This window comes from Ruegeria arenilitoris (genome assembly GCF_013035315.1).
Classification (GTDB): domain Bacteria; phylum Pseudomonadota; class Alphaproteobacteria; order Rhodobacterales; family Rhodobacteraceae; genus Ruegeria; species Ruegeria arenilitoris_D.
Map to the genome: position 1 here is coordinate 98252 of NZ_WQHP01000006.1, position 12793 is coordinate 111044.

12 protein-coding genes are annotated in these 12793 nt (G+C 56.1%); 11 read left to right on the top strand and 1 reads right to left on the bottom strand.

Going from position 1 to position 12793, the window contains the following annotated elements; translation table 11 throughout:
* The first annotated feature begins 12 nt into the window (after positions 1-12).
* The 4 genes from GOV53_RS14320 (at position 13) to GOV53_RS14335 (ending at position 4134) form a co-directional block, all read left to right on the top strand.
* On the top strand, positions 13-1251 hold the full coding sequence (locus GOV53_RS14320; protein ID WP_170429646.1) for a TRAP transporter substrate-binding protein: 1239 nt from the start codon (positions 13-15) through the stop codon (positions 1249-1251).
* A 68-nt stretch (positions 1252-1319) separates the two neighbouring features.
* Entirely contained in the window at positions 1320-1985 is a 666-nt protein-coding gene (locus GOV53_RS14325; protein ID WP_170467697.1) for a TRAP transporter small permease, read from the top strand.
* Entirely contained in the window at positions 1985-3343 is a 1359-nt protein-coding gene (locus tag GOV53_RS14330; protein ID WP_170380872.1) for a TRAP transporter large permease, read from the top strand. The genes GOV53_RS14325 and GOV53_RS14330 overlap by 1 nt, the downstream gene beginning before the upstream one ends.
* 11 nt (positions 3344-3354) lie before the next feature.
* Positions 3355-4134, top strand: coding sequence for an IclR family transcriptional regulator (locus GOV53_RS14335; RefSeq protein ID WP_170467698.1), 780 nt, complete (start codon positions 3355-3357; stop codon positions 4132-4134).
* 59 nt (positions 4135-4193) lie between these two features.
* Here the strand turns inward: GOV53_RS14335 and GOV53_RS14340 are convergent, their stop codons facing one another.
* The gene (locus GOV53_RS14340; protein ID WP_170467700.1) at positions 4194-5156 is read right to left on the bottom strand and encodes a LysR family transcriptional regulator; all 963 of its coding nucleotides are present in this window, start codon (positions 5154-5156) and stop codon (positions 4194-4196) included.
* 128 nt (positions 5157-5284) lie between these two features.
* Between GOV53_RS14340 and GOV53_RS14345 the strand changes: the two genes are divergently transcribed.
* The 7 genes from GOV53_RS14345 to GOV53_RS14375 all read left to right on the top strand — a co-directional run bounded on the left by GOV53_RS14345 (position 5285) and on the right by GOV53_RS14375 (position 12776).
* Positions 5285-6292 (top strand): TAXI family TRAP transporter solute-binding subunit, encoded by a 1008-nt coding sequence (locus GOV53_RS14345; protein ID WP_170467702.1) that lies wholly within the window; start codon positions 5285-5287, stop codon positions 6290-6292.
* An 80-nt stretch (positions 6293-6372) separates the two neighbouring features.
* A complete protein-coding gene (locus GOV53_RS14350) occupies positions 6373-8586 on the top strand; it encodes a TRAP transporter permease (protein WP_170467704.1) in 2214 nt (737 codons plus the stop codon).
* 4 nt (positions 8587-8590) lie between these two features.
* On the top strand, positions 8591-9829 hold the full coding sequence (locus GOV53_RS14355; protein WP_170467706.1) for an NAD(P)/FAD-dependent oxidoreductase: 1239 nt from the start codon (positions 8591-8593) through the stop codon (positions 9827-9829).
* Positions 9830-9857: 28 nt separating this feature from the next.
* Positions 9858-10598 carry an aspartate/glutamate racemase family protein gene (locus GOV53_RS14360; protein WP_170467708.1) on the top strand — a complete coding sequence of 247 codons (741 nt, stop codon included), beginning with the start codon at positions 9858-9860 and terminating at the stop codon, positions 10596-10598.
* 37 nt (positions 10599-10635) lie between these two features.
* Positions 10636-11364 carry a TSUP family transporter gene (locus tag GOV53_RS14365; protein ID WP_170467709.1) on the top strand — a complete coding sequence of 243 codons (729 nt, stop codon included), beginning with the start codon at positions 10636-10638 and terminating at the stop codon, positions 11362-11364.
* Positions 11365-11425: 61 nt separating this feature from the next.
* On the top strand, positions 11426-12397 hold the full coding sequence (locus tag GOV53_RS14370; protein ID WP_254439293.1) for a D-cysteine desulfhydrase family protein: 972 nt from the start codon (positions 11426-11428) through the stop codon (positions 12395-12397).
* 37 nt (positions 12398-12434) lie between these two features.
* Positions 12435-12776, top strand: a complete 342-nt coding sequence (locus GOV53_RS14375; protein WP_170467713.1) for a RidA family protein — start codon at positions 12435-12437, stop codon at positions 12774-12776.
* The last annotated feature ends 17 nt before the right edge of the window (positions 12777-12793 follow it).

Sequence of the window (12793 nt, forward strand, 5' to 3'; positions counted from 1 at the left end):
GGGAGGTAAGCAATGGAGATCGGACGGAAACTAAGTGGTATTTCACGGCGGGATTTCTTCCGCGTAGCAGGCCGTTACGGCATGAGCTCGACGCTATTGGCTGCAGGTGGATTCGGTGGCGCGATGAGTCTTGCGAATCTGGCGCAGGCCGCCGAATCCACTTATGAGAAGCGCTTTTCGAAAGAACCCAAGCACACGTTGAAGTTCGGCGCGTCGGGCTTTAATACGCGCAACCTGCTTATCGAGCGTGCTGGTGCGATCGAATTTGCACGCGATCTGGAGGAACGAACAGATGGTGAAATTCGGATCGAATTCATCGGCGACAACCAGATCTGTGGTCAGCTGAGCTGTGTTGAGAAAACCCAGCAGGGGATCGTTGATATCTATGCGGCTTCAACCCAGAACTCGGCCGGTGGTGCGCCATACCTGAACGTGTTGGACTATGCCTATATGTTCCCCAGCCGCGCGGCGCAGTATCACTTCTTCTATAGCCCGGCGAGCCAGCGTATTCTGCGCGACCCATTGGAAAAGCGGCACGGGCTAAAATTCCTGTTTACGCATTGTGAACTCAGGGGCCTGCAAATGGGCTCAACCTTTGCTGACAAGCCGACCGTAACCAAACTGGAAGAGCTGTTCGGCACCAAGAACCGCGTGACCGGCACACAGCTGGGCCGGATTGCGATGCAGTTGTTGAACCTCAACCCCGTGCCGGTGGCATGGGAAGAGACGCTGGACGCGCTAAAAACCGGCCTGATCGACGGTGCGGAAACATGGGCGTCGGCAGTTGCATACGCGAACATGGCGCCGGTGGTTTCGCAATCGGTCAACCTCAAGTTCTTCTGTGGCACCGAGCATACTTCGATGTCGGCTAAGGTGTTCGACGGTCTTGGTGGCGAGTTGCAGGATGCGGTGATGGAGTCCTCGTATTTCACGCAGGCCCTCATCCAAGGCGCAAATGAAGCCGCGCTTTTGAACACGGTTGGATTCTCGGAGCCTCAGCTTCCAAACACGATCTTCGCTGAAAACGGTGTTCGCCCGGCCTTCCTGCCGGATGATCAGATCAAGCTGGCCGAAGAGATGTGTGCCCCGAACTACAACCCGGAACCCTGGGCCCAGTGGCGTGAACGCCTGAACAAATGGGCTGGTGGTATCGATACCTATCAAGAGATCTACGACATCGCGCGCGAAATTCCTGCCGATACGCTGCCCGAAAATGTCGAGCCGCGCCGTTGGTGGATGGGCCAGGCCTAATCTAGACTCTATCGAACCGGCCCCGTTCGGGCCGGTTCCACACAACACCGACTGGGAGGACGGGGTTTATGTCGTTTTGGGCAGATACAGGTGCGATCTTCAGCGCCTTTCTCAGCCAGGATTCGTTTGAGATTCAATCCGCATTGGAATCCGATGCGACTTGGGTTTGGGGCGCGATTGTGTCAGCCCTTGGCGGGTTCGTGATCATGCTGATTTATCGGGCTGTGCCCTTTGTCGAGCGCCATCTGGAACGGTCGGTGATGGTGTATTCCTACCTGGCGATTGCTTTGATTATTTTCTGGGGCGTGATCGACCGGTTCGTGTTCAACGATCAAGAGCCTTGGTCAACCACGATCCCCCCACTTCTATTCATGGTCATGGCGTGGTTCGGAGCGTCCTATAACGTCCGCTTGCGCACACATCTGAGCTTCAGCGAATTTCGCACGGCGATGCCCCGTGGCGGGCAGTTGGCTTGCCTCATCCTCGACGCAGTTCTTTGGTTCATCTTTGCCGTAATCGTCATCGTGACGACGACCCGATTGGTGGCGCTGTCGGCGTCGAACTTTCAGATCGTTCTGGGCACCGACAATATCATGCAGTGGTGGTTCCTTCTGGCCGCGCCTCTGTCCTTCTTTCTTATGGTTGGGCGTGTGTTTCAGAATCTCGCAGACGACCTGCACAACTGGAAAACAGGCGAGCCGCTGATCAAGCAGGCCGTGATCGGAGCAGACTGATGACAGACGGAACCATGGTCACACTGATCTCGCTTGGGGTCACATTTCTATTCATGTTGGGCGTGCCGGTTCTGCTGGTGATCGGCTATTGGGTCATTGGCTGTTCGTTTGTCCTTGGGCTGACGCTGGACAACATGGGGGCTGAGCTGCTGAACGTCTTCAACAAGGGGTTCGCTCTGCTGGCGATGCCGCTGTTCATCTTGACCGGAGACCTCATCAACAAATCCGGCATTGCGAGACGGCTCAGCGATTTCGCCTATGCCTGTTTGGGCTGGATACGCGGCGGGCTGGCGATGGCGTCGCTTGGGGCCTGTGGGTTGTTCGCGGCGATTTCCGGGTCGAACTCGGCGACGACGGCCACGATTGGGTCGATGCTGCACCCCGAGATGGTCAAAGGGGGATATGACGAACGCTTCAGCGCGGCAACCGCCGCTGCAGGTGGGACGGTGGGTATCATCATTCCTCCGTCGATTATCTTTATCGTCTACGGCTTTCTGATGAACCTGCCGATCTCCGAACTGTTCGTGGCGGGTATTCTGCCGGGCGCTTTGATGGTTTTTGGCATGCAATTCGCCTGCTGGATCATCTGCCGAATGAACGGCTGGGGTCACCTGATCCCGTTGCAACTGAACCGCGTTCTGAAAACCGCGTTCGGCGCATGGCTTGGTTTCTTCGCTATCGGGCTGGTGCTGTGGGGCATATATACAGGCAAGTTCTCCCCGACCGAAGCGGCGGGTGTGACCGTTGGCTTCTGCGTCATTGCGGGTCTGGTCAGCTACCCGATCAACCGCATCATGGGCGCGCGGAACGACATTCCGCCAACCGAGAAAAGCTATGCCGAGATGTTCGTCGTCGAAGGTTTCACGATCCCCGAGATCCCCTCGATCGTAATCCGCTCGGCTCAGATCACAGGCATTCTTGCGCCGCTGATCGCGATTTCAGTGGTGATGCAGCAAATCTTGTCGCTGCTTGGTGCGCAGGAGACTATTGGGAACTTTGTAACCTCGATGGGCGGCTACCACGCTGTTCTGTTTACCTCGATGGTGATTGTGTTCTTCTCGGGCATGGTGCTGGAAAGCCTTCCGGTTACGATCATCCTTGCACCGATCCTGGCGCCGATTGCGGCCTCGGTGGGCATTGACCCGATCCATTTCTCAGTAATCTTCCTTGTGGGTGCTTCCATCGGTTTCATTACCCCGCCCTACGGGTTGAACCTCTACGTGGCGTCAGGGGTGACGGGCGTGCCATATTTCCGACTACTGCGCTATACAGTGCCCTATCTGGTGGCCTTGTTGTCCGTTTGGATTTTGGTATCGCTGGTGCCCGATCTGGCCTTGATCCTGCTGCCAAATAACTAGACTGTTACGTGATGGTCGAGACGGATACACAGGACAAGGAAACTCAGATCCCTACCAACTTGCGCCTTCTTCTCATTCTTGAGGAGGTGGCGCGGCGGGGGGTGGCCGTCAAACCATCGGAACTTGTCGAGGCATTGGGTCTGGCCAAGCCGACTGTTCACCGTCTGCTGCAGACCGCAGAAACCGAAGGTTTCCTACAGCGCGACCTCGACGGGCGCTCGTACGGCCCGGGACATCGCCTCCGGTTGCTTTCGGTTAACACCATGTCTTCCGAGCACTTGCGCACGGCGCGACTGGCAATACTGCGTAGCGTAGCAGAAGAGGTTGGCGAGACATGCAACCTCGCCATCCCGGACCGAGAGGGGATGATCTATCTTGACCGGGTGGAAACAAAATGGCCGCTTCGAATTCAATTGCCGGTGGGTACGCAGGTGCCGTTCCATTGTACTGCCAGTGGAAAGATGTACCTGTCCACTCTGCGGCAGAAAACGCTGGATGGGTTCCTTTCTGCAGGAAATCTTAAGCCGCAAACTGAACGCTCTTTGACTGATCCAAAAGTCTTGCGAACGGAAATCCAAAACGTCGCCGAGAATCGTTTTTCCACCGATGATGAGGAATTCATGGCTGGCATGACGGCCCTGGCTGTGCCCATTCTGGATGTTCAGGGCAGATTGGTCGGCACGCTTTCGGTGCATGCCCCAACACAGCGCCACGACGTCAAAAGCCTAATGTCGTTTCTGGCTATACTGCAAAAAGGGGCCGACGAACTTTCTGCCCTTTTGAATGAGTGAACAGCCAGGCCTCTGTGTTACAGAGAAAGACGCAAAAAACCTGTCTGACTTGAGACTGCCTAGTTGCTTCCCGCCTCATCCATCCCAACTGCGCGCGGGTTGGCTTTCACCTCATCTAGCATCTTCAACACTTCGGCTTTCCAGCCCGCTTTGATCTTCAACGCAAGTTGAGATGGTGGTCGGTGGTCAGGCTCAAGAAGCGCGTATTCGTATCTAAGAGGTGTCTCGAAGGGCAAAAACACGACCTTTCCGTTTGACAAGTTTAGTTCGCGTTCTGTCGCTACGGTCAATGGATCTACGATTGAGTAGCACTGACCTGAACTCACAAATGGTATTAACGGTAGAAAGTATTGGCAGGTCACCGTTGGATTATAGTCAGCGGATACATCCTGAAACTCTTGTCGAATTTTGCGCTGGAATGGATGCGTGGAATGCAACCCTCCCATCGGAGACCCGTCGAGGTCAGAAATGTTTACGATCTTGCGGGAAGCAAGAGGGCTGTCACTATCAACGGCACAAAAACAGTCTGCACGGATCAATTCTGTTGAATACTGACGCTCTTTTCCAACCGAATGCTCAAAGTCCGCAAAGCCGAAATCGATATTCTGCGTCCCTGCAAGCTCCATAATCTGCGGCGAACTGCGCGTGGACAACGTAATGCGGATCTCAGGGTTCTCGCCCACCGATTGGCTAATATAGCGCGGGAACAAGAAAGCGGACGGACCAGGCATTGTAGCGATGTTGAGACTGCCGGAATGCCCATTTATCAGCCCTTCCATTGTGCTGGATATTGCAGAGAGGCGATCGAGAATTCCCGTGGTTTCAGCCAAAAGGTAATGCGCTTCTGGTACAGGCACCAATCGTCGTCCTTTACGTTCGAACAGCGTCAATCCCAGTGCCTTTTCTAGGTTCTTTAACGCAAGGCTGATCGCGGGCTGAGTACGGTTTAGTTTCTTCGCGGTTTGCGAGATGGAGCCAGTTTCCATCACTTCGCGGAATACGGTGAGTTGCGTCAGGTTCATATTGATTACATAAGCGAAACCTTAGTTTTGTGAAATATAACAAATTTGTATTTATGATAATTCTCTTTAGGCTTTCAGGATCGAAGTTCGGATCAACCGAATCCAACGAACCAACGACGGAGACTACAATGAAATTTGTGAAGTGTTTGACAGGCCTTGCATTGGCTGGCGCCTTAGCCGCACCCGCGCTGGCGCAGGACCCGACGTTTTTTCGCATTGGCACCGGTGGTGCTGGCGGAACCTATTTCCCCATTGGTGGTACCATCGCAAACGGAATCTCCGCCCCTCCGGGTTCGCGCCCCTGCGAAGAAGGTGGACAGTGTGGCGTTCCGGGCTTGATCGCCATCGCACAGTCTACGACGGCGTCCGTTTTCAACAATGCCGCCGTGCAAAATGGCGAGCTTGAAGCCGGTTTGGCCGCGGCCGACGTCACTCGCTCGATGTATCTTGGCGAGGGTAAATTCGAAGGGAAACCTCATCCAAACCTGCGCATTGTTGCTAACCTGTTCCCTGAAGATCTGCACCTGGTGTTGCCTGCTGGAGCGACAATCAATGATCTGAGCGATCTGGAAGGCAAGCGCGTCGGTATCGCGCAAGCCGGTTCGGGTACTCAAGTTGCCGTGCTGCAGATGCTGGACGCTTGGGGCGTAAATCGGGACAACATGGACGAAGCCGAACTGAACAACAGTCAGAGCGCCGAGCGCCTGGCCGATGGTCAGCTGGACGCCTATTTTTATGCCGCGGGCTGGCCAGTTGCCGCGATGGTGCAGCTGTCCTCGACCAAGGGCATGAACCTGCATTCATTCTCGGACGAGGATCTGGCGAAGATCAATGAGATCATCCCGGCCTATATCCCCTCGACCATTCCCGGCGGTGTTTATGAAGGCATCGATGGTGAAACCAAGACCCCTGCAGTCAGCGCGATGCTGGTTGTGTCGTCGGAACTGTCTGACGAGCTGGTCTACGGCCTGACCAAGGCGCTGTGGAACGACAACACCCGCAAGCTGCTGGACAATGGCCACGCCAAGGGCAAGCAGATCACGGCTGAAACCGCTTTGGACGGTGTCGAAGCTTTGGGTGTGCCGCTGCACCCGGGTGCCGAGAAGTTCTATAAAGAAGCCGGCTTGCTTCAGTAATCTTAGCTTGCTGACACTTGTCGTCGGTGCCCCTCCGCGGGGCACCGCACTCTGGAATTATGCGAAATCGGGGGGCCATCATGTCCGAGACCCAGAAACTTGATGACCACGAACTGACGGCTGAGGAGCTGGCCGCTATCGAAGAACAGTTCGACGAAGGTGCCGCCGTCCGGCAGGTCACGCCCACCGCAGGCAAGGTGCTGCGCGTTGTTGCCCTGATCTTTGCGTTCTACGAATTCTTCACGGCCGGTTTTGGCCTGCCCGCCGACCATTGGCATATGGGCATCTATCTGGCGCTGTTGTTCATTTTGGTCTATGCGACAATTCCGATTATCGGTTCCAAAAATCTTTATGCGCTCAAGGTCAGCCGGTTCCGTATCGGCAACATCCCTCTATACGACTTGGTCTTTATGGCGCTGGGTATCGTTGCAGCGCTGTATGTCGGTGTTGCGTGGCGCGGCATTCCGTTTCTGGGGATCGAGGAACAGACGTTCCGAATGGGCAACCCGAACACCTATGACGTGGTTTTGGGCGTCGTCATCATCCTGCTGGTGCTGGACATTGCCCGCCGCACGTTGGGTTGGGTGCTGCCTCTGATCATCTGTGTCTTCATCTCATACGCCCTGTTGGGGCCGTATTTCCCCGGATTGCTGCAGCATCCCGGCGTGAATTTCAAAACCTTCGTGTCGTCGATGTACTTCCCGCAGGAAGGTATCTACGGCGTTACCCTTTGGGTTGTTTCCACCATCGTTTTCCACTTCGTGCTGTTTGGTGTGATCGCGCAACGCACAGGGTTGGGACAGCTATTCATCGACAACGCAACGATTTTGGCGGGCCGCTATACCGGCGGTCCGGCAAAAGTGTCGGTGGTATCCTCGGCGTTCTTCGGCACGATCTCGGGCTCTTCGGTGGCCAACACCGTTTCGACCGGCGCGCTGACAATTCCCAACATGAAGCGCCTTGGATACCCCGGCCATTTTGCAGGCGGGGTCGAAGCCGCATCCTCGGCCGGTGGGCAGATCACACCACCCATCATGGGGGCCGCGGCCTTCATCATGGCTGAGTTCCTTGAAGTGCCTTACACGACCATCGTGATTGCTGCGATCTTCCCGGCTATCCTGCACTATGTCGGCGTCTTTGCCGTTGTGCACCTGATGGCGCGCAAGCTGAACCTGCAAGGCTTGGCGAAAGAGCAACTGCCACAGCTCAAGGCCGTCTGGGCCGAAGGCTGGGCCAATATTGTGCCTCTTATCGGCCTGCTGGTCGTGCTGTTCACAGGCTATACGCCGTTCATGTCTGCCTTCTGCGGCATCTCCCTAGCGGTGATTGCGGGCATGTCGCGGATCAAACAGCCGCCCACCCTGATCTATGCCGCGGCGTTTCTGGCCTTCGTGCTATGGAAATTCTCAGATGGCGGCTTCGACCTGACCATGACAGCGATCCTGTGCGGTTTGTCTGTGATCGCAACACTCAACCCGCAAAAACGCATCGAAGTGCCTGAGATGCTGCAAGCGGTCGAACTGGGCGTGAAGTACTCGCTGGCCGTAGGTGCTGCAGCCGCTGCGGTAGGTATCGTCGTCGGTGTGATCAACACAACCGGTATCGGTTTCCGTATCGGGTTCATGGTTACTCAAGGCGCAGGAAACCTCGCCGCTGACCTTTACAACATGATTTCGTTCGGCAGTTTCCAATTGTTTGCTATGGAAGACCTGCAACTGTTCATCTCGCTGGTCTTCATTGCCATCGTTTGCATCCTGATGGGCGCAGGCATCCCGACTACGGCGCTCTACATCATGCTGGTCTCTGTCGCACAGCCCGCGCTGGCGCAGTTGGGTGTCCCGCCGATCGCAAGCCATCTGTTCGTGCTGTATTACGGAGTGGTGTCCGAGATCACACCTCCGGTCTGCACCTCGGCCTATGCGGCAGCGGCAATTGCGAATTCGAACCCATTCCGGACCGGCCTGTCCGCCTTTACGCTGGGGCTGGGCAAGGTGATCGCACCGATGGCGTTTGTCTATGCTCCGGTTCTATTGTTCGTGTCTTCGACCGGGTTCAATCTGTGGGAATTCACGTATACCGCGACAAGCTGTATCGCCGGTGTGATAGCCTTGTCGGCGGCCGTGGTTGGGTACTGGCTGAAACCGCTGAATATTGCTTCACGTGTGCTGATGGCAATCGCGGGGGTGATCTTCGTCGCGCCAAGCCTAACCGCCGACCTTATCGCCCTAGCTGTGGCCTCACCGGTTATCATCACTCAGTTGATCTCGCGCAATCGCAGCCACGCTGCTACCTGACACGATGGCAGAGCAAGTTACCATCATCGGCGCAGGGATCGTCGGCATCTGTTGCGCGCTGTCGCTGCAAGAACGGGGCATACCTGTCCGTCTGATCGACCGTAGCGACCCGGGACAGGAAACCTCGTTCGGTAATGCGGGTGTTGTGTCGCCCTGGTCGATTATTCCGCAGGCCGTTCCGGGCATTTGGAAAAAACTACCCCAGATGCTGCTGGACCCAAAAAGCGCGCTGTCGGTTCGGGCGTCCTTCTGGCCGAAGATGATCCCGTGGGGGCTGCGTTTTCTGGGAATGTCAGGCGAAAAGACGGTTCGCGAAGTTTCGGATGCGATGGAGATCTTGTGCCGCCCATCTATCGATTTGTATCGTCGGCATCTGCAAGGCACTGGGCGCGAGAGCCTGATCATTGATAGTTACTATATTCACGCGTTCCGCAACCCGGACGACGCCAACCTGGATGGGCTCGGTTACCTGATCCGCCGGGAAAAAGGCGGTGATCTGGAGCGTGTCGATGGCGCTGAACTACGGCACATGGAACCTGCATTGTCCGAGGAGTTCAAGGCGGCGATCGTGATCAAGGGTCAGGCGCGCGCCACTTCTCCCGGGCGTTTGGGTGCTGTGCTGGCCGAAAAAGCACGCGCGCAAGGTGCCGAGTTTGTGCGGGCCGAAGTCACCAAACTGAGCTACACCGAAGGCGACAATTGGCAGCTTGCGACGTCGCAAGACACGTTGCACGCGAGTAATATTGTCCTCGCGGCCGGAGTGTGGTCCGCCGATCTTCTCAAACCCCTTGGACTACCCGTGCCGCTGGTGGCCGAGCGGGGCTATCATGTTGAGTTCCCAAACCCTTCCGCTGTCTTGAGCAATTCTGTGATGGATGTGGATGCAAAAGTCGTCGCAAGTTCGATGCAGGGCGGTCTGCGGGTTGCCGGAACGGCCGAATTCGGAAGCGTTGATGCCCCAGCCGACCCGCGAAAAGAGAAGATTCTTACTGATCAGGCCAAGTCCTTAGTGCCAGACCTGAATACGGATGAGGCACAATTCTGGATGGGTCGACGACCCTCGTTTCCCGACAGCCTGCCTGCGATTGGGGCACTCAATGGCAAGGACGGGCTTTTCGCCGCCTTCGGGCATTCTCACTACGGGCTCATGATGGCGCCAAAGACTGGTGAGCTTGTGGCGGATCTTGTGACGGACCGCAGCCCAAATATCAATCTGGCCCCATTCTCGCTGGCCAGATTCTAGATCTCCAGTTCAAAAGGACCTTAGCACCATGCCAATATACGAAGGCGGTCAGAACATCTGCGGGGCTTCAATCGGGGTTCTGTGTCTTGAAAGCTATTTCCCCAAACCGCCGGGGCACATCAAGAATCCGTCCAGCCTTCCGTTTCCCGTTCTTTACGAAATGATCGACGGCATCACCGTCCCGACCCTGCTAAACAACCCAACACCCGAGCTGCTGGCCCCCTTTATCAAGGGTGCGCAACGGCTTGAGGACGGGGGCGTTCGGGCCATCACGGGAAGCTGCGGATTTCTGGCTTTGTTTCAAAAGGAACTGGCTGCGGCTGTTTCCGTACCCGTCTTTGCATCCAGCTTGATACAGGTGCCTATGGCATTTCACATGACAGGGGCAAATGCGCCTGTGGGCGTGCTGACCGCAGATGCATCTGCCCTGACACCGGAGCATTTCGAAGGTGTCGGAGCAGGTGGTATTCCCGTCGCAGTACAAGGGTTGGAGGACACCAGCGAATTCGCTGAAGTGATCTTGCGCAATACGCGGACCCGCATGGACACGGATTTGATCGAGGCTGAAGTGCTCGAGGCTGCTCGGCGACTCAGAGATAAATCACCGGAGATACGGTCGTTGGTTTTGGAGTGTACCGACTTGCCGCCATATGCCGTGCGACTTCAGCAAGAACTGCAACTTCCAGTCTTCGATTTGACGACGCTGGCGCAAATGGCGCATACCGTTGCGACGCGCGAAACCTATGCCGGGATCATGCCTTGGACATAAGGTTTCAGCAGTTTCACATGGGGCATGGGGGAGCTTAGTGCCCGTTGACCTTGCTATCCTGATGGTGGCCATAGGCCTTGGTGCTATGCTGCAAGTCGGCGTCGGCATCGGGTTTAGCATCCTTGCGGGTCCGCCGATGATGGTACTGCTTGGGACTTCAACGGCTGTTCCAATTCTGCTGCTGTTGAATACCATCGTTTCAGCGGTCGCGACAGACCGGCAGGTGCTGAAGACCGACCGACAGACCATTCGCACGGCAATTATAGGATGCCTCGTCGGAGTGGTCGCGGGCCTTGTCGTTTACCCCTGGCTGAGCGAGGCGTTTGTCCTTGCCTTGACGGCCAGTCTGTTGCTGATCGGGCTAGTGACAACCTTGCTACCCTTGCGCCGCTCAATTGGAACAGCAGGGTTTTCGACCGTTTCCGGCTTATCCGGGCTGGCGACTGTTTGGGCCGCGACGCCCGGCCCGCTAATGGTTTTTGGCTTGATTGCAAAAGGTCGCCCAGCCAAAGAGGTTGCCAAGTTGGTTCAACCCATTGCGCTTGTGGCGTACGGCGTCGCATTCCTGTTGCACAGCCTGTCCGACACACAGACGTTTGCCTATGGCCCGCAGCTATGGGGCTTTGTTGCGCTCACACTGATCGGCAGCCTGTTGGGTCGTGCAGTTGGTCCCCGTTTACCGCAGACCTTGGTCACAACTGCCATCCGCGTGGTTTCTCTGATAGCCTGCGGCGTTCTCTTTCATCGCGCATTTGCGACTGCATAAACTCGAAGGGCAGAGGATGACACAAGACAATAAACTGGACGGATTTCCTCGAGCCCAATTCATGTCAGGTCCAACCCCATTAGAGCGGTTGGACAGATTGTCTTCGGAATTGGGCATCGACCTCTGGCTGAAACGCGATGACCTGACCGGGCTTGGGTTCGGTGGTAACAAAACGCGGCAGCTTGAGTTCTACTTTGGCGATGCTCTTCAACAAGGTGCTGATACCATACTGATCACCGGCGCAGTTCAGTCCAACTTTGTTCGATCTGCTGCAGCCGCTGCTGCCAAGTTGGGTATGCAATCAGTGCTGCAATTGGAGGAACGTGTGCCAGAAATGGGCCAGGAGTATTACAGCTCAGGGAACGTGATGCTGGCAAAGATTTTGGGCGCCGAACACATGAGTTATCCCGAAGGCGAGGACGAAGCCGGGGCTGACGCCGCATTGCACGCACGCGCCGACGAGCTAAAGGCTGAAGGGCGCACACCTTATGTCATTCATCTGGGATTGAACCATCCACCCCTGGGGGCCTTGGGCTATGTTTTCGCCGGGCAGGAGTTGTACCAGCAGATGTCGGATTTCGATGCGGTCGTCGTTCCCTCAGGCAGCGGCGCAACGCATGGAGGCTTGTTGACCGGGCTAGCGCTGGCAGAGAATAGCTCTTCGGTGTACGGCGTCTGTGTGCGCCGGGATTGCGAAAAGCAAAAGGCCCGAATGCGTACTGTCCTGCAGAAAGTGGCGGATTTGCTGGGCATCGACGCAGCACCTTTGCGGGACAGGATCAACGTTCTGGATGACGCGCTCGCCCCCGGTTACGGCAAGGTAAGTGGAATGACCCGAGCGGCCTTGGAAAAGATGGCGCGCACCGAAGGAATATTCCTTGATCCCGTATATACCGCGAAAACCTTCGCAGGGTTGTTGCATCTGGTGAGTACAGGAGAAATTCAACCCGGTCAGAAAGTTGTGATGCTTCACACGGGTGGGTTGCCTGCACTCTTTGGCTACCAAAACGAGTTGGTCGACGACCTAACATAAACCCACCCAACAATTCACTAAATGGGATGACAAAATCATGACCATCACCCGGATCGAAACCGGCCAGCGTATGAGCCGAATCGTCAAGCACAACGGTGTTGCCTACCTATGCGGCCAGACATCGGACGCGCCTACCGTAACTGAACAAACACAGGACATCCTCGCAAAAGTTGAAGACCTTTTGGCCAAAGCCGGCAGCGACAAAACACGCATTTTGAAATGCGAAATCTGGCTGGCCGACATGGCCGACTTTGCCGAAATGAATGCCGTTTGGGACGCCTGGTTGCCCGAAGGCCACGCTCCAGCCCGCGCCTGCGGTGAGTCCAAGCTTGCTCGCAGTGTATTGAAAGTCGAAATGATTGTGACAGCCGCCTGTTAACTGCGACTGGCGTCGCT